Raw genomic sequence first — 23,581 nt, forward strand, 5'->3', positions numbered from 1 at the left:
ATAATTTTTTATAAAGGAGTAGACCGATGATTTTTGATAAAGAAGATTACAAAGCTTATGATGCAGACCTATGGAATGCGATCGCTAAAGAGGAAGAGCGTCAACAAAATAATATTGAGTTGATTGCTTCTGAAAATGTCGTCTCTAAGGCAGTGATGGCAGCTCAAGGGTCTATTCTGACAAATAAATATGCCGAAGGCTATCCTGGTCGTCGTTACTATGGCGGGACAGATGTGGTCGATGTGGTCGAAAGTCTCGCGATCGAACGGGCCAAAGAAATCTTTGGCGCTAAATTTGCGAACGTTCAACCGCATTCAGGAAGTCAGGCAAACTGTGCTGCCTATATGGCCTTGATTGAGCCTGGTGATACCGTCATGGGGATGGATCTAGCTGCCGGTGGGCATTTGACGCACGGAGCTTCTGTGAGCTTCTCTGGTCAAACCTATAACTTTGTGTCCTATAGTGTAGATCCTGAAACAGAGCTCTTGGATTTTGATGCCATCCTAAAACAAGCCCAAGAAGTGAAGCCAAAACTCATCGTTGCTGGTGCCTCAGCCTACTCTCATATCATTGATTTCTCAAAATTCCGTGAGATTGCAGATGCAGTAGGAGCCAAGCTCATGGTCGATATGGCCCATATTGCTGGTCTCGTGGCAGCAGGTCTTCATCCAAGTCCGGTTCCTTATGCACATATCACGACAACGACCACTCACAAGACCCTTCGTGGACCTCGTGGAGGTCTGATCTTGACCAATGATGAGGAATTAGCTAAGAAAATAAACTCTGCTATTTTCCCTGGTATTCAAGGAGGACCGTTGGAGCATGTTATTGCAGCCAAAGCTGTCGCTTTCAAAGAAGCGCTGGATCCTGCCTTTAAAGAGTATGCAGCTAACGTGATTAAGAACAGTCAGGCCATGGCTGATGTCTTCTTGCAAGATCCAGATTTCCGCGTTATTTCAGGCGGAACAGAGAACCACCTTTTCCTTGTCGACGTCACTAAAGTCGTTGAAAATGGGAAAGTGGCGCAAAACTTGTTGGATGAAGTTAATATCACCCTCAACAAGAACTCTATTCCTTATGAAACCTTGTCTCCATTTAAGACCAGTGGGATTCGGATTGGTGCAGCAGCCATCACCGCTCGTGGTTTTGGTGAAAAAGAAAGTCGTACCGTTGCTGAACTGATGATCAAAGCGCTGAAGAATGCGGACAAGCAAGAAGTATTAGATGAAGTGCGTAGCCAAGTCAAAGCCTTGACAGACGCCTTTCCACTTTACGAGGACTAAACCATCCTATGGATATTTACGTAAAAAAAGCCATCATTCATCAATTTAGCCCAGACGATACCGATCTCTATCTGGCAGATAAATTTCTCAATATCACGCCTAAAATCGAGGAATACTTGCGTAAGAAGATTGAACGGGTCTACTCGGATGAAGCCAAGACCGGTATTTTCGAAGAGGACAATCCTTTTCTTGAGATGATTTCAGATGACCTATTAGAAACTTCAGTCGCAGTAGCGAATCGTTGGAAGGAAGAATTTGTCGTCTCTGAGAATCAAAAGACGAACGATTTGGTTTTTGTTGAGTTTTCAAAAGAAGGAGTGGATCACTTTGCCTTTCTTCGGATCGCCTTACGGGAAACCCTGACCCATCTTGGCGGTGAAGTGGACAATCCGATTAAGTTGACGCAAAATAATCTACCTGGTTTTGGCACTGGTGCTGATGAGGCCTTGGTCATCAATCTTCAAAGTCGCAAATACCACTTGATTGAAAAACGGATCAAGTACAATGGGACATTCTTGAATTATTTTTCTGAGAATCTGTTGCAGGCGCAACCCAAGATCTCTCCTAAAAAATCGATCAAGGCACTAGAAAAAACAGCCCAGAAGATTGCGGAAAGCTTTAACACAGATGATTTTCAATTTCAATCAAAGGTTAAATCAGCTATTTTTAACCATATTGAGGAAGAAAATAAACTCTCTCCTGAGAAATTAGCGGATGATCTCTTCGACGACAATCTGACAGCTCGCCTTAGTTTTATTGACCAAGTTAAAGAAGCTGTACCAGAGCCTGTCACCTTTGAAGAGATTGATGCAAGTCGCCAGTTGAAGAAGTTCGAAAATCAGAAATTGTCATTGTCAAATGGAATTGAACTGATCGTTCCGAATAATGTCTATGAAGATGCAGAATCTGTTGAATTTATTCTAAACGATAACGGGACCTATTCTATTTTGATCAAAAATATTGAGGATATACAGAGTAAATAATGATTAAACGTATAGTGAAGATCTTCTTATTCATCTTACTAATATTTGGAATCTACAAGGGAATTCAGATCCATCATGACGTCAAACAAGTCATGCAGTACCGCTCCCTGGTTAGAGAAGTCCTTGCTGAGGAGGACACCACGGCCAATGAAAACCTCATTCTTGCTATGATCTATACAGAGACCAAAGGCAGAGAAGACGATGTCATGCAGGCGAGTGAGAGTGCAAGTGGTGAGACCAATACTATTAGTGATAATAAGGCCAGTATTCGCCAAGGAATTCAAACTCTTTCAGATGAGTTAAAAGAAGCTAAGAAAAAAGGCGTTGATAGCTGGACTGCAGTTCAAGCCTATAATTTTGGGAAAGACTACATCGATTACGTCGCAAAACACGGTGGAACAAATTCCTTAGAGTTGGCCCGCGCTTATTCGCGGGATGTGGTAGCGCCAAGTCTTGGCAATGTAACTGGTGAAACTTATCTTTACCTCCACCCTATCTCTCTTTTAAACGGGATGGAACTCTACATTAATGGTGGCAATATTTATTATTCCCGTTTGGTAGAAACCAATATGACGATTATGAAGTTATTTTCATGGTTTTAATCATTTTCCAGAGAGCCGATTGGCTCTTTTTTTAGCTGATCAGTTCTGCCTCCGATTTTGAGGGATAATAAAAATGTCATGCATTCTTAAAAGAACTGTAAGCTAGTTTTAAGAAATCAACTGTATAATGAAAATCGAAGTGGGTAATCTCTTTATTTACTTCTTTTTTCATCTCTAGTGAGGTGAGAAAGGTAATAAGAGATGCCCAGAGTTGATTTGAGTTAGAAAGAAGAAAAAGATGAAATTAAAGAAGATTGCATTGTTTGTAACGACGACTTTGGCCTTGTTTACTGCTATCCCGCGAGTTTCCGCAGATAGCAATGTGCAGAAAGTCATTGATGAAACCTATGTCAAGCCAGACTTTGTTTTGGGCTATTCGCTGGACCAAAGTCAAATCGAACAAACCTTAAGTCTCTTGAACTACGATAGTTCGAAAGATAAAGAGGAGTGGAAGACCATGACACCAGAGGTTTATTCTTCGATTATGAACGTTGCCAACGATGATAGTTTGGAACTTTATTCCTCTGTTAAAATTCAAAAATTAGGTAAAAATAAGCCACTAGAAGTGAATATCGTGACGCCTCAAAACATCACCAAGGTCACTGCAGATATGTATCGTAATGCAGCCGTTACACTTGGATTGGAGCATGCTCAAATTACAGTAGCTTCTCCTATACTGGTGACTGGTGAAAGTGCCTTGGCTGGTATTTATTACTCGCTTGAGAAAAATGGTGCCAAGGTTTCTCAAGAAAGCAAGGATCTAGCCCAAGAAGAGTTAAAGACTCTATCCGGGATCAATGAAGAAAACGCTGGTAAGAAAAACTTCGATGCTGATAAGTTAAACGTAGCATTGACCGACATTAAAACAGCAGTAGCCAATGCCAAACAGAACAATCAGGATTTAAGCAAGGATGATATTCGAAAGATTGTCGAAGAAACCCTGAAAAATTATAAGCTGGATACAACTGTAACAGGTGATCAGATTAATTTGATCGTGAATTTCGCAGTCAACCTCTCAAAGAGTAGCGTCATCAGCAGCAAAAGCTTTACTAAAACCTTGTCGGACTTGAAAGATAGTATCGTAGACAAGGCAGGCGATACCTTTAATAATATCAATCTCAATTTTGATACAAATGCTATTCTAAAAGACAGTGGAAACTTCTTCACAAATGCATGGAATGCCATTGCTGGCTTCTTCGGAGCCATCTGGAATGCCATTGTCAAATTCTTTAGTGGTTTAGTTGGCTAAAAATAGCAGGAAAGTACTGCTGACAATAAGTCAGAGTGCTTTTTTGTGTGTTTAATGATTCTTATATTTTATAAGACATTTTTAGGGTTGCTAAATTCTTATTTTTAGCTGGTGAATCAAGGTCCCCCGGACCTTTAAACTCGCTTTGCTAATTTTTGGCTCATGAAAAAAAGGTCCCCCGGACCTTAAACTCGCTCTATTATTTTAAAGCTCGTGAAAAAAAGGTCCACTGGACCTTTTTTTACTCCCACTCTACAGTTGCAGGTGGTTTGCTTGTGATATCGTAGACGATGCGGTTAACGTGGTCAACTTCGTTTACGATACGAACAGAGATTTTTTGGAGGACTTCCCATGGAATCTTCGCAAAGTCAGCTGTCATTCCATCGATAGAAGTGATAGCACGAATGGCAATCGTGTAGTCGTAGGTACGGCCGTCACCCATAACACCTACTGAACGAACGCCTGTGTTGACAGTGAAGTATTGCCAGATATCACGGTCAAGACCAGCTTTGGCGATTTCTTCACGAAGAATAGCATCTGATTCACGAACGGTTTCAAGTTTTTCTTCAGTGATTTCTCCCATAACACGGATGGCAAGTCCTGGGCCTGGGAATGGTTGGCGCCATACGATGTGGTCTGGCATACCAAGCTCTGTACCAAGCGCACGAACCTCATCCTTGTAAAGAGTGTTGAGTGGTTCGATCAGTTCAAACTGCATATCTTCTGGAAGTCCACCCACATTGTGGTGAGACTTGATGGTTTGAGCAGTATCCGTACCAGACTCGATCACGTCAGTGTAGAGTGTTCCTTGTGCCAAGAATTTTACATCTTTGAGTTTACTTGCTTCGTCATCAAAGACATAAACAAACTCGTTACCAATGATCTTCCTTTTTTTCTCAGGATCAGATACTCCAGCTAACTTATCAAGGAAACGTTTTGCAGCATCTGCTTTGACAATGTTCAAACCAAACTTGCCACCAAGCATATCCATCACTTGGTCAGCTTCATCTTTACGAAGAAGACCGTGGTCTACAAAGATACAGATCAATTGATCGCCGATGGCTTTTTGAAGGAGAACCCCAACAACAGAAGAGTCAACACCACCTGAAAGACCAAGAAGGACACGTTTGTCTCCGACGGTTTCACGGATTTTTTTGATCTGCATGTCAATGAAGTTGTCCATGGTCCAGTCACCTTTAGCCCCACAGATGTTCAAGGCAAAGTTACGCAAGATGTCATAACCGTGAACAGAGTGACGAACCTCAGGGTGGAATTGGATACCGTAGATTTTCTTATCTGGATTTTCAATCGAGGCGAATGGACAGTCAGCGGAAGTACCAGTGCGGATAAAGTCAGCCGGAATTTCTGTAACAGCATCTCCATGGCTCATCAAGACCAATTGTTTATCTGGTGTGCCGACAAAAAGAGCAGAAGATTCTGTCAAAGTCAGTTCAGATTGACCATATTCGCGGTTACCAGCATCACCAGCTGGAACGACCTTCCCACCCAATTTATGGGTCAACAATTGCATCCCGTAACAGATTCCAAGGATTGGAATACCGAGTTCAAAAATTTCAGGATCGATATCAAAAGAACCTTCCTCGTATACAGAGTTCGGTCCGCCTGAGAGAACGATCCCAACTGGATTGATTGCACGAACCTCATCAGCAGAAATCTTGTGGCTCTTCAACTCTGAGAAGACACCAATTTCACGAATCCGACGTGAAATAAGCTGATTGTATTGGCTACCGTAGTCAAGCACGATGATTTTTTCAACATCATGCAAATCAGTTGATAGGTTTGTCATCTTATCCCCTTCTTAAAGAAATTTACTTTCCTCTATTCTAACACAAAAGCCTTGTCTTTACCAATCTCTGATTGAAGAATTAGGAATTTTACGCTACAATAGAGATAACACAGAGAAAGAGCAAGGTTATGATTCCAGCTTACATTCAAATTCATGATCAGATTAAGTCTGAGATTGATCAAAAAATATGGAAAATCGGGGAGCGTCTTCCCAGCGAACGCGATCTAGCGGAGAAATTTCAGGTTAGTCGGATGACGCTTAGGCAGGCTATTACCCTTCTGGTTGAAGAAGGAGTGCTTGAAAGACGGGTAGGAAGTGGCACCTTTATCACTAGCACGCGCGTCCAAGAAAAAATGCGGGGAACAACCAGTTTTACAGAGATTATGAAATCGCAAGGCAAGGAACCTTCTAGCCAAGTGATTTCTTACCGGAAAACCATTCCTAGCCTCCAAGAAGTGGACAAATTGGGCATCGATAAGACTGAGACCATCATTCGGATGGAACGGGTCCGGTATGCTGATGGGATCCCTGTTGTTTATGAAGTGGCCTCTATTCCAGAGAAATTTATTAAGAATTTCAATCGAGAAGAGGTTACCAGCCATTTCTTCCAAACCTTGGAGCGTCATGGCTATAAGATTGGAAAGTCGCACCAGACCATCTATGCGCGATTGGCCAAGGATAAGATTGCGGACTATTTACAGATTTCAAAAGGACAAGCTATTTTAGGTCTGACACAGGTTTCCTATTTTGAAGATGGGACGGCTTTTGAGTATGTAAAAAGTCAGTATGTCGGTGAGCGGTTCGAATTTTATTTGGAAAATAACTAAGCTCGCAATTCACAGTAATAAAAAAACTCTTCAAATGTTTGGGAGACTTTCTCTCTTTGGCATTTGGGAGCTTTTTTAGGTTGAAGACATTCTTTCTAAATAGTGATAGTAAAGGCAAAATGGAAATATTTTAAAAAAATTTAAAAAAATTTTTATTTTTTCTTCATTTTTGATTTTTTTTACGAATTAATAGATAGAAGCAGGTTTTAAAGCTTAATAAGAGATATAAGGCAGGAAAAAATGAAAAAAATTAAAATAGATGTGGTAGCTGTTCCCTTGAGCGGGCATCTGTACCCAACTTTAAATCTCGTTAAACCCTTGTTAGATGATCCTTCGATGGAGATCCGGGTTTTCACAGGACCTCAGAAAAAGGCCGTTGCAGAAAGTCTTGGCTTCACTGTCGTTCCAATTCTAGAGGACAAAGTAGAAGAATTTGAACGCGCGGCGAATAACGATAAGAAACTCAATCTTTTTTCAGCTTATCGGCAATTATCCAAGAGTCTGGATTTGATTAATCATGTATCGGATCAATTGTTAGAGGAGTGGCGCGTCAACCGTCCAGATATTGTGATTGCTGACTTTATCACTCTATCAGCTGGTTTTATGGCAGAACAGTTAGAAATTCCTTGGATTACCACCATGGCGACACAATTTGCAATCGAAACTCCTTATGGTCCTCCTTGCTTCTTCGGAGGGATGGGAGTCGCGCGCACGAAGAAGGAAGAGAAGATCCAAGCACTATGCCGTAAACTCACGCGCATTGGAAAATACTGTGGCGCTTTCCTCTTACGCAAACGCTTAAAACGTTACAATTTCAAGTTGTACAATCAAAATGGAGTGGAGACCATCTACTCTCCTTATGCCATCTTTGGAATTGGGATGATGGAGCTAGAGTTGAAAACACACTTCCCTCATCAATATGCGTGGCTTGGCCCTTTGGGAACTTCTCTTGAAAAAGCTGAAGATTATCCTTTAGATCTCAGTCCTTACGAGGACAAGACGAAGGTACTCGTGACATGTGGAACCCAGTTGCCTTGGGCGAAGGAGAATTTGCTAGAACAAACCAAGCAGTTGGCCAAAGAGCATCCAGAATGTCACTTTTTTGTCACTCTTGGAGATGGGGCAAAGGAATTCTCTGAAGAAGAAGTAGCGCCAAATGTGACGGTTGTCTCTTATCTACCCTACAAAGAATATATTCCGCAGATGGACTATGTCATTCACCATGGAGGAGCTGGAATCTTTTATCAGTGTATCGAATTTAAAAAACCAGCCTTGATCTTGCCACATGATTATGACCAATTTGACTATGCGATTCGAGGAGTAGAAGCAGGAATTGCTTTTCAAGCACATCGCAATCGCACCGAAGAGATTCAAGCAGGTTTTAAGGCCCTATTAGAAAAAGAATCTTGGGAAAAGTTAGAAAGACTAAACAAACTTTCAAAAACCTACAAGCCGTTGGATACCTTGGAGTTTGAGATTCAACGATTATTAAGACGTGGAACGGATGGGAAACTATGAAAATTCTTGTAACAGGTGCGACTGGCTTCCTTGGAAAATACGTGATCGAAGAGTTATTAGATCACGACTATTCCATTGTAGCCTTTGGCCGAAATGAAATGATTGGAAAGGCCCTGGAAAATGAGCGCGTCCAATTTGTGAAAGGGGATTTGAGCTCTATAGAGGAAGTAAGACAAGCCTTTCAATCTGTTGATGCTGTGGTTCATGCAGGAGCTTTATCCACTGCCTGGGGACCTTGGAAGGCCTTCTATCAGGCGAATGTAGTTGGCACTCAAAATGTCCTTGAATTGTGCCGTGAATATGCGGTAAAACGCTTGGTTTACGTATCTTCTCCCAGTATTTACGCAGCTGGAAAAGACCAATTAAACATCAAGGAAAGCGATGCTCCCAAAGAAAATCACCTCAACAATTACATCCGAAGTAAATTGGCGTCTGAAAAACTTTTTTCTGACTATTCAGATGTGCCAAGTATCATCTTGCGTCCTAGAGGATTATTTGGTGTGGGGGATACCAGTATTTTGCCTCGTGTCTTACGCCTCAGTCGAAAAATTGGAATTCCTTTGATTCGAGGAGGAGAGCAGCTCATGGATATGACCTGTGTGGAAAATGTCGCCCTAGCCATTCGCTTGGCTCTGGAAGCAAAAGAAGCCCACGGACAAGTTTATAATATTACAAATGGGGAACCAAAGACCTTTAAGTATTTGATCGAAACCACACTAAAGGGATTGGGAGAGCCGATTCGCTATCGGAAACTTCCAGCAGGTCTAGTAGCAGGTGTGGCTTATAGCCTTGAAGGGGTGTATCGATTCTTTCATCTGAAAGCCGAACCCCCCTTGACTCGCTATACCTATTATCTCCTTCGATATAGCCAAACCCTCGATATTAAAAAGGCTCAAACTGCACTTGGCTACTATCCAAAAATGACCATTGAAGAAGGGATTGACAACTATGTCCAACATGATCAAGCACATTGATTATTTTCCAGCAGGCTATTGCAGCAGTCATTCTGGTCTCTTATTTAAGGGGATTCCGAATGAAAAAATGCAATTTCCTGCAGGTGTCTTTTTGATTCATCACCGTGAAAAAGGCTATATTTTGTACGATACCGGCTATCACTACGAGATTAAAAAAAAAGCTCGGTATTTTTGGTACCGTCTAGCCACCCCTATGCAGATGAAAAAGGAAGACCAGATCGATTATTTATTGCAAGAGCGGGGGATTAATCCAGCAGCCATTTCCTATGTGATTCTTTCGCATCTGCACCCGGATCATCTCGGTGGAGCAGCACTTTTTCCAAATGCTCATTTCGTTGTTACCCAGGAAGTCTATGAGGTGTACCAAAAACCGAAATTTAAAGATCTGATTTTTAAAGAGTTTTTGCCAGCTGATTTCAAAGATCGGGTGACTTGTCTCAAAGCAGATCAAAGGCTTCCTGCTTTCCCCTATCGACCGACTGCGGATCTTTTTGGAGATGGGAGCATCCTTGTTTCGTCCATCGATGGGCATGCGAGAGGGCAAGGTTGTCTTTATCTGGATGAGCTCAAACTCTTCATCGGAGCAGATCTTTCTTGGGGAGTAGACCTTTTGCCTTTCACACGGAAAATGCGACTCATTCCTTCCTTGGTTCAGGATGATAAGAAGGCTTATTTAAGAGGAGCTGATTTGCTGGAAACACTCTTGCAAGATGGCATTCAAGTTGTGGTCAGCCATGACCCGCAAGATCGGATTGAAAGGATTTTAAATGAAAAAAACAGTCTTTCTGAAAACCTTTATTGAAACCAGATGGTGCCATCGATTCCGTTCAAAAGAGGCCTTGAACCGATACCAAGATAAGCAATTGGCACGCTACCATACTTTTATCACTTCTCAGTCTCCCTATTTCCAGACTCATTCTCCTGAATCCTTTGGGACCATGGATAAGCATTTCATGATGACGCATTTCAATGAACTCAATACTCTGGGAGTGGATCGAGATCAGGCTTTAGAGATGGCGATTCGTGGAGAACAAACGCGAGATTTTACCGAGATGAATGGAGAAGTAGCAGTAGGCTTGTCTTCTGGGACTTCCGGCCACCGAGGAGTTTTTGTCACCACAGAAAAAGAAAGAAGTATGTGGGCTGCAGCAATCTTAGCCAAGATGTTGCCAAAAGGAAACCTGGTTGGTCATCGCATTGCCTTTTTCTTACGAGCAGATAATGAACTCTATCAAACCATTAATTCAGGCCTTATTCGCTTGGAATATTTTGATATTTTCAAGGATAGCAAGGAGCATTTAGAGCGTCTCATAGACTATCAACCAACCATTGTGGTCGCACCAGCTTCTACCTTGATTGAGTTAGCCAACTATGTCAGCAATCAGCAACTTGCGATCCAACCTGTCAAGGTTGTTTCTGTCGCAGAGATTCTAGAAGATCGAGATGCTCAGACCATCGCCAAAACCTTTCAACTAGACAAGGTTGATCAGGTCTACCAAGCGACAGAGGGATTTTTAGCTTGTACCTGTTCAGAAGGCAATCTACATCTCAACGAAGATATTTTGTATGTTGAGAAAGAGTATCTAGATGATAGCCGCTTTTATCCGATTATTACGGATTTCAAACGAACCAGTCAACCCATCTATCGCTACCGACTCAATGATATTTTAGTGGAAGAAAAGTCTCCTTGCCCTTGTGGTTCCGTCTTTACTCGAATCGCAAAGATCGAAGGACGATCAGATGATATCTTCTATTTCAAAAAAGAAGATGGTAGTAGCCAGATGATCTATCCGGATTTTATTCGGCGGTGCATTCTCTTTGTCGAAAATATTCAGGACTATCAAGTAACTCAGTTGGCAGATGGATCCATTACCATTGCCTTGAGTCACCGGACAGAGTCTATGGAGCAAGCGATCTTTGCTCAATTTGAACTCTTAGCTCAGCAAAAACAATTCATTCTCCCAAGTATTCAATTTATTGATTACCAATGGGACCCAACACGTAAATTAAAACGTGTTCAACGACTTCAATAAAAGGAGAATCCTATGACTACTGTAAAAAGACATTTGCAAATTAAAGGCTATGGAACCGCGCTTCCAGATCATACAGTTACTTTCAAAGACCAGACTCGCTATCGCGTGAAAGAAGGAGAAGAAACACAGATTGATCTTGCAGCGCGTGCGATTGAAGCGGCTTTAAACCATGCAGGGCTTGAAATGGCAGACATCGACTGCCTGGTTTCGGCTAGTGCGGTTGGTGTTCAGCCCATTCCTTGTACAGCTGCTCTTATCCATGAGCGCGTGGCCAAGGGACTGACGATTCCTGCTATGGATATCAATACCACTTGTACCAGTTTTATATCAGCTTTAAGCACCGTTTCTTATCTGATTGAAGGTGGTGAATACCAACGGGTTCTGATTGTATCCAGTGAAGTAGGAAGCCTAGGGCTTAATCCCAAACAAAAAGAAAGCTTTGAATTGTTTAGTGATGGAGCTACAGCCTTTATTTTTGAAGCAACAAAGGAAGATAAAGGAATCATTGCCAGTATGCAACGTACCTGGTCTGAGGGAGCCCACGATACCGAAATTCGTGGTGGTTTGACAGCTTATCATCCGAAATTGTACTCTGAAGCAACCAAGACGGATTTCATGTTTGATATGAAAGGGAAGAAAATCCTTTTGCTTTCTGCCCGTGTTATTCCAGAAATGTTCCAAGAATTCCAAGAGAAATCAGGCATTTCTAAAGATGCTGTAGACTATATTATTCCCCACCAAGCAAGTCGCGCCTTACCACTTGTCATGGACAAATTGGGCGTTGGCAAAGACAAGTACCTCAATATTGTCAGTGATTATGGAAATATGGTTTCGGTAGCCGTGCCTTTCGGCCTAGCCTATGCACTGGATCATGGCTATGTGAAGGAAGGAGATACCATCTTTTTGATGGGAACTGCAGCAGGGATGACGGTCAATATGTTGGCACTGAAACTCTAATGATAGATCCTCTTATTTCAAGCTCAAAAAGCATCAAGTCCCGCTAGTCTTTAGCGGGCTTTTTTGATATAATGAAAGGTATGGAAATTGAGAAAACCAACCGAATGAATGCGCTCTTTGAGTTTTATGCAGCGCTCTTGACGGACAAGCAGATGAACTACATCGAGCTCTATTACGCAGATGACTACAGCTTGGCTGAGATCGCGGAAGAGTTTGGAGTGAGCCGTCAGGCGGTCTATGACAATATTAAACGTACAGAAAAGATTTTGGAAGACTACGAAATGAAACTCCATATGTATTCCGATTACATTGTTCGTAGTCAAATTTTGGATCAGATTTCTGAAAAATACCCTGAAGATCCTTTTTTACAGGAACAAATTTCTGTGCTTTCCAGTATCGATAATCGAGACTAAATAAATATAAGACTTAACTAGGAGAAAGAGTATGGCATTTGAAAGTTTAACCGAACGTTTACAAAACGTCTTTAAAAATCTTCGTAAGAAAGGGAAAATCTCTGAAGCAGATGTCCAAGAAGCGACCAAAGAGATTCGTCTAGCCCTCTTAGAGGCCGACGTTGCCCTTCCTGTTGTAAAAGACTTCATCAAACGGGTCCGCGAGCGGGCTGTAGGTCATGAAGTCATCGAAACCTTGAACCCTGCCCAACAAATCGTGAAGATTGTCGATGAAGAATTGACTGCGATTTTGGGTTCAGAAACAGCAGAAATTATCAAATCTCCAAAGATTCCAACCATTATCATGATGGTCGGTCTTCAAGGGGCTGGTAAAACAACTTTTGCTGGGAAATTAGCTAACAAATTAGTCAAGGAAGAAAAAGCGCGTCCTTTGATGATTGCGGCCGATATTTATCGTCCAGCGGCCATCGACCAGTTGAAGACCCTTGGTCAACAGATCAATGTCCCTGTCTTCTCACTTGGTACAGAAGTCCCTGCAGTAGAGATCGTTCGCCAAGGTTTGGAGCAGGCAAGAGCCAATCACAATGACTATGTCTTGATCGATACGGCTGGTCGTCTGCAAATCGACGAAAAACTCATGGGCGAGTTGCGCGACGTCAAAGCCCTTGTCGAGCCAAACGAAATCCTCTTGGTTGTCGATGCCATGATTGGTCAAGAGGCAGCCAATGTGGCGCGTGAGTTCAATGAACAACTCGAAGTAACTGGGGTCATCTTGACCAAGATCGATGGGGATACCCGTGGTGGTGCGGCCCTTTCTGTCCGTCAGATTACTGGGAAGCCAATCAAATTCACTGGTACTGGTGAAAAAATAACCGATATCGAAACCTTCCACCCAGACCGTATGTCTGGTCGGATCCTCGGTATGGGGGATATGCTGACGCTGATCGAGAAGGCTTCTCAAGAATACGATGAGAAACGTTCCCTTGAACTCGCTGAGAAGATGCGGGAAAATACCTTCGACTTCAACGATTTCATTGATCAGTTAGATCAAGTTCAAAACATGGGACCAATGGAAGATTTGCTCAAGATGCTTCCAGGGATGGCCAATAACCCTGCCATGAAGAACCTCAAGGTCGATGAACGAGAAATTGCTCGCAAACGTGCGATCGTATCATCCATGACACCAGCTGAACGGGAAAATCCAGATCTATTGAATCCAAGCCGTCGTCGTCGGATTGCTGCTGGATCAGGAAATAGCTTTGTCGAAGTCAATAAATTCATCAAGGACTTTAACCAAGCCAAACAGATGATGCAGGGCGTCCTCTCTGGTGATATGAACAAGATGATGAAACAAATGGGGCTCAATCCAAATAACATGCCGAAGAATATGCCTGGTGGAATGCCTGATATGTCTGCCCTCGAAGGCATGATGGGACAAGGTGGCATGCCTGACTTGTCAGCTCTTGGCGGAGGCGCTGGAATGCCTGACATGAGCCAAATGTTTGGCGGTGGTCTCAAAGGAAAAGCCGGTGAATTTATGATGAAACGGGCGATGAACAAGATGGCCAAACAAATGCGCAAAAATAAGAAAAAACGGAAATAATCGTTTCTAATAAGGGCCTGGAACACACTGTTCTGGGTTCTTTTAGAAACTACTACTAGAGGAAACATGTTAAAAAAACTATTTCAACAACTCATTCGTTTCTTTGCAAGATTGTTTTCTTCGCACAGAAAGCCCTTTGAATTTCCTAAAGGGTCGAAGAAACCACCGATTAGACCAATCATCTTTGTACCTGGGAGTTCAGCCAGTATACAGCGATTCAACGGAACCATCCGCATGCTCCATCGCTCTTCTAGAAAAAAACAGAGTCTCTTAAAAATAAAAGTCAACAAAGATGATTCTATAGAGATGGAAGGAAGACTGAATACGAAAGAGCCGAATCCGATGATTGTGATTGGCTTCGAGAACAATCGAGATGGCTACAGCAATATCAAGCAGCAAATCGAATCCCTTAAGATCGCTTTAACCTATCTTCTTGATCACTATCATTTTACAGAGTTTAAGGCAGTCGGGCATTCCAATGGGGGACTGGTTTTGACTGGTTTACTGGAAAGTGGCTTTTTAGAGAAAAAGAAGGTAACCGTCAGCAAGTTGGCTATTATTGGTAGTCCTTACCAATTCAATCAAGAGATGTATGAAGATTTTCAAACATGGAAGCATCGCCTGGGAAAAGAAGTAGAGGTCCTTAATTTTGTCGGTAGCTTTGCTGGAAAATCAGATGGCATCGTTCCTCTCTCTAGTGCACAAGCAGCAAAATCTATTTTTGACAATCAAACTTATACAGAAGTGAATTTAAACGGTCGTAAAGCTCATCATTCAGCTTTACCCACTAATCCAGATCTAGTGAAACAATTAAGTCTATTTTTGAATCTATAAGTAAATTACATAATTTTGGTTATGTGATTTTTATTTGTCTCTTGCAATCCTTAAGTAAATATGGTACATTTTTGGTAGCGATTACATATACCTAAGGAGGATTTTATGAAAGATCCTAAATTACTAGAGACATTGAAAGTATACAAGGGACGGGATGACGTTCCTGAAGATTTTGATAGCTTTTGGAATCAAGCCCTAGCAAAGATGACTGAACTACCTGAATACAAGCTTGAAGAACGAGATTTCAACATTCCAAATGTTGTTTGTTATGAATTAACCTTTAAAGGAACACGAGATGGGCTCGTTTATGCGCGGGTTGTTCTCCCAAAAATAGATCAAAAAGTTCCCGTTATTTTCCATTTTCATGGCTATATGGGACGTTGTTGGGATTGGGCTGATATGTTAGCTTATACAGTAGCCGGCTATGGTGTTGTGTCTATGGACGTGAGAGGGCAGTCAGGCTATTCAACCGACGGAGATCGCTCACCACTTGGAAATACGGTTAAAGGACAGATTATACGTGGAGCTGTGGAAGGTCCGGACCAGCTCTTTTATAAGGATATCTACTTAGATCTTTACCAGTTAATTGAAATTGTTGCCAACCTTCCTCAAGTAGACGACAGCAAACTTGCTAGCTACGGAGCCTCTCAAGGAGGTGCCCTAGCTCTGGTTGCTGCTGGATTGAATCCTCGTATACAACAAACGGTAGCCATTTACCCATTCTTATCAGATTTCAGACGGGTAATAGAGATTGGAAATACTAGCGAGGCTTATGATGAGCTTTTCCGTTATTTCAAGTTTCATGATCCATTTCATGAAACAGAAGATCGTTTGATGCATACCTTAGCCTATATTGATGTGAAAAATTTTGCCCATCGTATCAAAGGACAAGTTCACATGATTACCGGGCTAGATGATGATGTTTGTTATCCAGAGACACAATTCGCCATTTATAATCGCTTAGAATGTCCAAAAGAGCATTTAATCATGCCAGAATATGCCCACGAAGCTATGAACGTTCAAGTCAATGATCGAGTCTATAATTGGCTCTGTGGTAGCAAGATTCCATTTCGATATGTAGAAAAATAAGTTAGAGAAGAAAATAATCAGTAAATCCATGAGATTTGCTGATTTTATTGTGTTTGAAAGGGATCTAGTATAGAAAAGGGAAAAAACAGTCCTATTAACCCCTATGACATCTTTCCGAAAAACTATAATTTTCTTGAAAAATATATCTGGCTATGCTATACTACTAGTATAGAAAGATTTGGAGAAAAACATGAAACGCGAGATCTTATTAGAACGTATCGATAAACTCAAACAAGTCATGCCTTGGTACGTTTTGGAATACTATCAATCAAAATTGGCCGTTCCATACAGTTTTACAACCTTGTACGAATACTTAAAGGAATACGATCGATTTTTTACCTGGGTTTTGGAATCTGGTATATCAAATGCTGATACCATGGCCGAGATCCCTTTAGACGTTCTGGAGCACATGACCAAGAAAGACATGGAATCCTTTATTCTTTACCTACGTGAACGTCCTCTGCTCAATGCCAATACGACGAAAAACGGTGTTTCTCAAACAACCATTAACCGTACCCTCTCTGCACTATCTAGTCTCTATAAATACTTGACTGAGGAGGTTGAGAATGAGCAAGGGGAACCTTATTTCTACCGTAATGTCATGAAGAAGGTTGCTACTAAGAAAAAGAAAGAAACCTTGGCGGCCCGGGCTGAGAATATCAAACAAAAACTCTTTTTAGGGGATGAAACAGAAGGTTTCCTAAACTATATCGACCAGGAGTACCCTCAAACACTCTCAAATCGCGCCTTATCTTCCTTTAATAAGAATAAAGAGCGAGATTTAGCCATTATAGCACTCCTTCTCGCCTCTGGTGTCCGTCTCTCTGAAGCCGTTAACCTAGACCTTCGTGATCTCAATCTTAAGATGATGGTGATTGACGTCACTCGAAAAGGTGGAAAACGAGACTCTGTTAATGTTGCTGCCTTTGCGAAGCCTTATCTGGAGCAATATCTTGCAATTCGAGACAAACGGTACAAGACAGAAAAGACTGATACAGCCCTCTTTCTGACCTTGTATCGAGGTGTCCCAAACCGAATTGATGCTTCTAGCGTGGAAAAGATGGTGGCCAAGTATTCAGAGGACTTCAAAGTCCGTGTGACACCCCACAAGCTTCGCCATACATTAGCAACACGTCTCTATGATGCAACCAAATCACAGGTTTTGGTCAGTCACCAGCTGGGACATGCTAGCACCCAAGTTACTGACTTGTATACCCATATTGTCAATGATGAACAAAAGAATGCCTTGGATAGTTTATAAGATTACATAACGGAAATTATGTAATATGCTAAGATTAAAAAGAGCGTAGATTTTTATATGGAATCTTACGCTCTTTTATTAATTATATAAACGAATGAGAATCTTTATAAATATGATCTGTTTTTTTCATCAGCCTATACCTCCTGAATAGCTATAAAAGATAATCTAGAAGATCCTACCATTCTTCAACCATAGACTAGTTGAGTTTTACCACTTCGTCGGCTTTTTCCCAAATCACTGGATTATGGGTTGCGATAATGATTATACGCTCTTGATTCTTTAACATTAAGAGCAAGTCCATCACCTCTTGTGAGGTTTCTGGATCCAGTGCTGCAGTTAGTTCATCTGCCAAAATTAAAGGTGGATCTTTTAAAATAACTTTAGCTAATGCGACACGTTGCGCCTCTCCCCCAGATAATTCATAAATCTTTTGATCCAGAGCAAGGTAAGCCAATCCTACTTTTTTGAGCACTTCTTCTTCTTGCTGCTTCTTCTCTTTTTTCGTTAATTTTTGCCCAATCAATCCAAAGTCTAAATTTGTAGCGATAGTCTCGTTTTCAAGTAGGCCAAAGTTTTGGAAGAGATAACCTAATTCACGCTTAAAGAAGTGATGCTGTTTGATTTGTTTCAGTTCTTGCCCTTTATAGCTTATACTCCCCTTTTCATAAGGCTCTATCTTCGCCAAGATATTGAGCAAGGTTGTTTTACCACACCCACTATTTCCGATCAGAGCATAGACCTTACCTTCTGTAAATTGCAAACTCAAATCTTGAAAGACCGTTCGTTGGCCAAATGATTTGGTTAAATGTTCTACGCTAATCATATTAGGCTCCTTTCAGTACAGTGGCTAACAAGTGGTCTTCTTTATGAGACCGGTATAGGAGAATGAACCAAGCATTAGTAATAAATAGAAAGAGAGTGACAATAGCAATCCACCATTCTTGAGTGAGAAGGAATACCAGGAGACTTCCTAATAGTAAGAGGCTACTTTCTGAGAGCAAAATCATTTGGTGAATGTTTACAAATCCCAGACCTGCAATCTGCTTCAAGAAGATTTGTTTTCTAAACTCTTCAAAATATAGGAAATTCATAGTGTTAAAAAGAAGAACAGAGGTTGCTATACCAAAGACTCCACCTGCAATCGCCATGAGATTTTCTATTTGTATGGATTGGGCCATTTGCTGGTAAACGTCCACTGCATAGTCGTACTGACTAACACTTTTTTCAAGATCATACTCAGCGACTAGCTTCTTACTATTCTGAAGCCCATTAAAATAAAGGTAGGAATCTAGGTGGGTGAAATATGGATTCTCATAGCCTCCAAAACTTTCAGGTTGTATAACCACTAAAACAGGATCTGTAAAGAATTGCTTATAGCTGATTGGTGTGTTGTTGTAGATAAAGCGTTTTTGATGATTCGGAATATACGTTACCTGCGCCTTCATTGATAAGGTGATATTTCCTTGATCATCTCGAGGAGATAGATAATCTTCATATCGTTTGATCATCTCCTCTTCTCGACCTTTTAATTTTTCCGGAAGTAACAGACCAAATTCCCCTGCTTGTAAGTGATTTAAGTGATCTTTTTCTTCAGGAGAAACTGGAACACCTTGGATTTCGAGGTAATTTGGAGTTACATAGAGAGTTCGTGCAAGAGGATCGTAATCTGTGATTGAAAACTCTTTACCTGTACTAGGATCCGTCATAACTCCTTTTGGACTAAAAAATACGAGGTGATGATAAGCTAAAAGACCACCATTTTCAATGCCAGACTCGATGAGCTTAGACCATTTTGCTCTGTTCTCAATTTGCGTCTCTTTGTTTGTTTTCTGTGAAAAATCCTCCCGACTTGTACTAATTTGGACCCAATTCGACTGTTTTAACCAAGCCTCACTTCCCTCTCGGTGAGTTTGCCAGACTGATCCATAAATACTGATTCGATGAATCGCAAGGCCAATTAATGCTACAGCGAGAAATTGACAAATAAAGAGGAAAACCAATATGCGCTTCAATGGAACCTTCCCTTTTAAAAGGGGGACTAAATGAATCGTTTGAATACTATATGCAAAGAGGAAGGATAAGAAAACAGACAAAATTAGTAAAATCCCATTGTAAATAATACTACTGAAAATGACGATGGAATAGGAAAAAGGTGTCAATTGAAAGCAATAAATCAGAACAGCACCCATTATACTTGCGCCAATACATCCCAAAAGCAACTCTATACTATCATCTTTTAGAGAATGTCCGAAAAGTTGCAAGCGTCTCATTCCTGAAATATATCGAATCCCAGCACTTCTCATTTCTTGTGTTTTTTGAATAATCGTAAAAGAGCTAAAACTAATGATAAAAATGACTAAGGCAAGTGATTGTGAACCTGAGCCAAAAAAGGCAATAAAGGTCAGCAGAAGATTCGGTTTCTCAATAAAAGTTTGTGAGAAACCAAGAGTATGAAGCGTTTGATCCAGCTTTTCAGTTTCTAAATCACCTGTTAATACATAATAATTCACTACCAGGCTTTCATTGGCAGCCAGTTCTTTCTTCTCTCTTTTAATGCCAAGAGGAAGTTTTCCCTCTCCGTAGATATCATAGGTGAAAACAACCTGCCCTTTAGAATCTGTTCTTTGTATCTGACGGGCAATTATACTATGATTTTCCCTTGCCAAACGGTCTAAACTGGAAGATAAGTCTTCATATGTGACGCTCTTTTCTTGTCTCTGCACACCTACTACCGGAAGACTGAGGTGGATAACCGTATTTGGAGAAATAAAGGCAATCCAAATCAAAAAGCTCGTGATGAAAAGGTTTGATAAAATAATAAAGACACGTTTCATATCATCACACTTTCTAAAGCATCAAAGGTAAATATTATTCAGCTAGTCAATCAATTTCCTTGTTTAGTGATTGCTGAGTATTTAAAATTTTATTTATATTTTTGTAAACGATTACATTTTCCACCTATACTATACTACAAAATCCTTTATAAAACAATAATTTCTATGTGAAACTAGTTTCAAAAAAGAGATCCGCTACTGCGAATCTCTTTTGACTTTATTCCACCACTGCTTCAGCAATTTCCTCTGCAGTGATACCTACAAAATAACGGCCTAGATTAATGGTTTGAAGGGCTTTGAGGACGTCTTCGCGTTCGTATTTGACACCACGAAGAACATCTTCTACTGCTGCAACATCTTCGATACCAAAGAAGTCACCGTAAATCTTGATATCTTGAATTTTTGATTCAATGACATTAGCGAAGATTTCCACCTTACCGCTTGGGAATTTTGTGCCACGACGGACATTGTATTCAGGAGACTTTCCATAGTTCCAATCCCAGGTACCGAACTTGGTTTCCTTGATACGATTGATTTCAGCCAATTCTTCATCCGAGAAGACATATTCTGTCATCTCAGGGTATTCTTTCTTCATGTAGTCCAAAAGTAGGTCCCGGAACTCTTCAACCGTGATTTTTTCTGGCAACTCATCGATGATATTGGTCACACGAGCACGGACTGATTTAACCCCTTTAGACTCAAACTTGTCCTTAGATACCTTAAGCGCATTAGCAAGGACAGACAAATCAACATCAAAAAGAAGGCAACCATGATGCATGATACGGCCATTGATATAGGCTTGGGCATTGCCACAGATTTTCATACCGTCGATTTCTAAGTCATTACGACCCGTGAATTCAGCCTTAACCCCAAGTTGAGCCAAGGTGTTGATCACAGGAGTTGAGAAGCTCTTGAAGTCAAAGGCCTTGTTTTCATCTTCTTTTGAAATGATGGTGTAGTTGAGGTTGTTCAAATCGTGATAAACAGCCCCACCACCACTGATCCGACGAACCACTTCAATCCCATGCTCCCGAACGTAGTCGCGGTTGATTTCTTCGATGGTATTTTGGTGACGACCAACAATGATAGAAGGTTTGTTAATCCAGAGAAGGAAGATTTGATCCTCATCCAACAGATGCTTAAAGGCATATTCTTCCAAAGCAATATTAAAAGCCGTGTCATTTGAATAATTAATAATGTATTTCATAGTAATTCCAAAAATTCGTTTTATAAATCCTACTCAAAGTAATATGAGAGTTAGTAAGAAATAGTTGACTTTCACTTGAATTTTCTGAAGTAGTAAAAAGAAGGGAGTGGGACAGAACTTCGCTAGTAAAAAAAGTTCGTATTCCCACCCCCGCACAGTTGATTAGGTATCTTTGAAGCTTGTCCAGCGAACAAAGATACCAATCAACCACTGCGTCTGACTAATCCTTCCAAACATTTCTTCGATAAGGAAAATTATTTATTAAGCCATTTCTCGGAAAAATTGAGACAAGTGGCTCAATTTTTAGGCATGGAACTCTAAAAGAGGTCGCTGCCGTCCTTACTGCTTTAAGAAAATTTAGTTGAAAGAATAATATTATTTCTTCTTAGGTGAGTGAACAGCTAAGCCAAGTACATCCGCAAAAGCTTCGTACATCACTTCTGAGAAGGTTGGGTGACCATGAATGGTCTTGAGCATTTCTTCCACAGTGATTTCCATCTCAATGATGGTTGAAGCTTCGTTGATCAATTCAGCTGCTGCTGGACCAATGATATGAACCCCAAGAACTTCACCGTATTTCTTGTCTGCAATAACCTTAACAAAACCTTGAGCTGCATCTGATGCAATCGCACGTCCGTTCGCCGCAAAGTTAAATTTACCGATTTGAACATCGTATTTCTCACGAGCTTGTTCTTCTGTCAAACCAACAGCCGCAACTTCAGGAAGGGTGTAGATGGCTGCAGGAGTCAAATTCAATTTGGCAACAGCATGATTTCCCTTAAGGGCATTTTCAGCGGCAACTTCACCCATACGGAAGGCAGCGTGGGCCAACATCTTAGTACCGTTGATGTCACCTGGCGCATAGATACCTGGAACAGATGTTTCCATGTATTCATTGACCTTGATCCGTCCACGATCCAATTCAAATTCAACATCTCCGATACCTTCAAGGTCTGGAACACGACCGATTGAAAGAAGGGCTTTATTCGCGATGATATCATCTTTACCTTCAACCTTGATACGGAGTTTTCCATCTTCCTCAATGATTTCTTGCAATTTCGTATCCGTCAAGATGGTCATACCCTTACGTTCAAGGATCAAACGAAGGTTCTTAGATACTTCTGCATCCATAGCTGGAACGATGCAGTCCATCATTTCGATAACCGTAACTTTTGAACCAAAGGTCATGAAGGCTTGACCAAGTTCGATACCAACAACCCCACCACCGATGATCACAAGGCTTTCTGGAACTTCATTCATATCCAAGATATCATCACTAGTCATGACAAGTGGAGATTCCATACCTGGAACGTTAATCTTGCTGACTTTTGAACCACCAGCAAGGATGATTTTCTTGGTTTCAAGCAATTCTGAGCCATTGACCAAAACATTCTTATCTTTCGTAATGGTACCGATACCCTTGTGAACATCCACTCCGTAGCTGCGAAGAAGTCCTGCAACTCCACCGACGAGGGTATTTACGACCTTGTTCTTGGTTTCAAGAACCTTATCCATATCTACTGAGAAACTTGGATTTTCGATGATAATACCACGATTTGCTGCATGACCAATATTTTCAATAATTTCAGCATTGTGGAGGTAAGTCTTAGTTGGGATACATCCGCGGTTCAAGCATGTTCCACCAAGTTCAGATTTCTCAACAAGAGCAACCTTACCACCTAATTGAGCTGCCTTAATAGCAGATACGTAGCCAGCAGGGCCCCCACCGATTACTACGATATCATAAGCGTCATCGCTCTTATTGTCATCGTTTGAAGCACTTGCTGCAGCTGGTGCTGGGCTTGCTTCTGGTGCAGCAGCTCCGGCTGTTGGGATATTTTCCCCTTCTTCACCAAGGTAACCGATTACTTCTGTTACAGGAACAGTTTCTCCGTCTCCTTTCAGAATAGCGATCAAGTAACCGTCTTCTTCTGCTTCCAATTCCATGCTGACTTTGTCTGTCATGATTTCAAGGAGCACTTCTCCTTCTTTTACAAATTCGCCGACTTTTTTATTCCACTGAACGATTTGTCCTTCGGTCATATCTACGCCGGCTTTTGGCATAATTACTTCTAAGGCCATTTTATTTCCCTCTTTTTCTTGTTTC

The 23,581-nt window shown here is 41.2% G+C and carries 20 protein-coding genes; 15 read left to right on the top strand and 5 right to left on the bottom strand.

The window, feature by feature from the left end:
• The first annotated feature begins 26 nt into the window (after nucleotides 1-26).
• The 4 genes from glyA (at nucleotide 27) to HMPREF0833_RS02515 (ending at nucleotide 4,117) form a co-directional block, all read left to right on the top strand.
• On the top strand, nucleotides 27-1,283 hold the full coding sequence (glyA, locus tag HMPREF0833_RS02500; RefSeq protein ID WP_013903560.1) for a serine hydroxymethyltransferase: 1,257 nt from the start codon (nucleotides 27-29) through the stop codon (nucleotides 1,281-1,283).
• 8 nt (nucleotides 1,284-1,291) lie between these two features.
• Nucleotides 1,292-2,266, top strand: coding sequence for a nucleoid-associated protein (locus tag HMPREF0833_RS02505; protein ID WP_013903561.1), 975 nt, complete (start codon nucleotides 1,292-1,294; stop codon nucleotides 2,264-2,266).
• Nucleotides 2,266-2,868, top strand: coding sequence for a lysozyme family protein (locus tag HMPREF0833_RS02510; protein ID WP_003007284.1), 603 nt, complete (start codon nucleotides 2,266-2,268; stop codon nucleotides 2,866-2,868). Before HMPREF0833_RS02505 ends, HMPREF0833_RS02510 begins: the two co-directional genes overlap by 1 nt.
• A gap of 238 nt (nucleotides 2,869-3,106) precedes the next feature.
• Entirely contained in the window at nucleotides 3,107-4,117 is a 1,011-nt protein-coding gene (locus HMPREF0833_RS02515) for a DUF1002 domain-containing protein (protein ID WP_013903562.1), read from the top strand.
• A 241-nt stretch (nucleotides 4,118-4,358) separates the two neighbouring features.
• Here the strand turns inward: HMPREF0833_RS02515 and guaA are convergent, their stop codons facing one another.
• The gene (gene guaA / locus HMPREF0833_RS02520) at nucleotides 4,359-5,924 is read right to left on the bottom strand and encodes a glutamine-hydrolyzing GMP synthase (protein ID WP_013903563.1); all 1,566 of its coding nucleotides are present in this window, start codon (nucleotides 5,922-5,924) and stop codon (nucleotides 4,359-4,361) included.
• 128 nt (nucleotides 5,925-6,052) lie between these two features.
• On the opposite strand from guaA, the gene HMPREF0833_RS02525 reads away from it, so the two are divergent.
• From HMPREF0833_RS02525 to xerS, 11 genes are all read left to right on the top strand, one after another.
• The gene (locus HMPREF0833_RS02525) at nucleotides 6,053-6,751 is read left to right on the top strand and encodes a GntR family transcriptional regulator (protein ID WP_003016564.1); all 699 of its coding nucleotides are present in this window, start codon (nucleotides 6,053-6,055) and stop codon (nucleotides 6,749-6,751) included.
• A gap of 240 nt (nucleotides 6,752-6,991) precedes the next feature.
• A complete protein-coding gene (locus HMPREF0833_RS02530) occupies nucleotides 6,992-8,269 on the top strand; it encodes a glycosyltransferase (RefSeq protein WP_013903564.1) in 1,278 nt (425 codons plus the stop codon).
• The gene (locus HMPREF0833_RS02535; RefSeq protein ID WP_013903565.1) at nucleotides 8,266-9,243 is read left to right on the top strand and encodes an NAD-dependent epimerase/dehydratase family protein; all 978 of its coding nucleotides are present in this window, start codon (nucleotides 8,266-8,268) and stop codon (nucleotides 9,241-9,243) included. Before HMPREF0833_RS02530 ends, HMPREF0833_RS02535 begins: the two co-directional genes overlap by 4 nt.
• Nucleotides 9,218-10,045 (top strand): MBL fold metallo-hydrolase, encoded by an 828-nt coding sequence (locus HMPREF0833_RS02540; RefSeq protein WP_013903566.1) that lies wholly within the window; start codon nucleotides 9,218-9,220, stop codon nucleotides 10,043-10,045. The genes HMPREF0833_RS02535 and HMPREF0833_RS02540 overlap by 26 nt, the downstream gene beginning before the upstream one ends.
• Nucleotides 10,011-11,276 carry a F390 synthetase-related protein gene (locus HMPREF0833_RS02545; RefSeq protein ID WP_013903567.1) on the top strand — a complete coding sequence of 422 codons (1,266 nt, stop codon included), beginning with the start codon at nucleotides 10,011-10,013 and terminating at the stop codon, nucleotides 11,274-11,276. The genes HMPREF0833_RS02540 and HMPREF0833_RS02545 overlap by 35 nt, the downstream gene beginning before the upstream one ends.
• Nucleotides 11,277-11,288: 12 nt before the next feature.
• Nucleotides 11,289-12,233: a 3-oxoacyl-[acyl-carrier-protein] synthase III C-terminal domain-containing protein gene (locus tag HMPREF0833_RS02550; RefSeq protein WP_013903568.1), complete on the top strand. Its 945-nt coding sequence runs from the start codon at nucleotides 11,289-11,291 to the stop codon at nucleotides 12,231-12,233.
• A gap of 80 nt (nucleotides 12,234-12,313) precedes the next feature.
• On the top strand, nucleotides 12,314-12,646 hold the full coding sequence (locus HMPREF0833_RS02555) for a putative DNA-binding protein (RefSeq protein WP_003016592.1): 333 nt from the start codon (nucleotides 12,314-12,316) through the stop codon (nucleotides 12,644-12,646).
• 31 nt (nucleotides 12,647-12,677) lie between these two features.
• Entirely contained in the window at nucleotides 12,678-14,249 is a 1,572-nt protein-coding gene (gene ffh, locus HMPREF0833_RS02560) for a signal recognition particle protein (protein WP_013903570.1), read from the top strand.
• A gap of 66 nt (nucleotides 14,250-14,315) precedes the next feature.
• Complete coding sequence (locus HMPREF0833_RS02565) at nucleotides 14,316-15,083, top strand: alpha/beta hydrolase (protein ID WP_013903571.1); 768 nt, start codon at nucleotides 14,316-14,318, stop codon at nucleotides 15,081-15,083.
• 105 nt (nucleotides 15,084-15,188) lie between these two features.
• Nucleotides 15,189-16,172 (top strand): acetylxylan esterase, encoded by a 984-nt coding sequence (locus HMPREF0833_RS02570; RefSeq protein WP_013903572.1) that lies wholly within the window; start codon nucleotides 15,189-15,191, stop codon nucleotides 16,170-16,172.
• A 190-nt stretch (nucleotides 16,173-16,362) separates the two neighbouring features.
• On the top strand, nucleotides 16,363-17,433 hold the full coding sequence (gene xerS, locus HMPREF0833_RS02575) for a tyrosine recombinase XerS (protein ID WP_013903573.1): 1,071 nt from the start codon (nucleotides 16,363-16,365) through the stop codon (nucleotides 17,431-17,433).
• Between the two features lie 196 nt (nucleotides 17,434-17,629).
• Here xerS and HMPREF0833_RS02580 read toward each other — a convergent pair whose 3' ends face one another.
• The 4 genes from HMPREF0833_RS02580 to lpdA form a co-directional block, all read right to left on the bottom strand.
• The gene (locus tag HMPREF0833_RS02580; RefSeq protein WP_013903574.1) at nucleotides 17,630-18,256 is read right to left on the bottom strand and encodes a putative bacteriocin export ABC transporter; all 627 of its coding nucleotides are present in this window, start codon (nucleotides 18,254-18,256) and stop codon (nucleotides 17,630-17,632) included.
• A gap of 1 nt (nucleotide 18,257) precedes the next feature.
• Nucleotides 18,258-20,267 (bottom strand): DUF1430 domain-containing protein, encoded by a 2,010-nt coding sequence (locus HMPREF0833_RS02585; RefSeq protein ID WP_013903575.1) that lies wholly within the window; start codon nucleotides 20,265-20,267, stop codon nucleotides 18,258-18,260.
• 217 nt (nucleotides 20,268-20,484) lie between these two features.
• Complete coding sequence (locus tag HMPREF0833_RS02590; protein WP_013903576.1) at nucleotides 20,485-21,474, bottom strand: lipoate--protein ligase; 990 nt, start codon at nucleotides 21,472-21,474, stop codon at nucleotides 20,485-20,487.
• Between the two features lie 375 nt (nucleotides 21,475-21,849).
• Nucleotides 21,850-23,556: a dihydrolipoyl dehydrogenase gene (lpdA, locus tag HMPREF0833_RS02595; RefSeq protein ID WP_013903577.1), complete on the bottom strand. Its 1,707-nt coding sequence runs from the start codon at nucleotides 23,554-23,556 to the stop codon at nucleotides 21,850-21,852.
• Nucleotides 23,557-23,581: the final 25 nt, after the last annotated feature.

Origin of the sequence: Streptococcus parasanguinis ATCC 15912 (assembly GCF_000164675.2) — a bacterium.
Lineage (GTDB): Bacteria > Bacillota > Bacilli > Lactobacillales > Streptococcaceae > Streptococcus > Streptococcus parasanguinis.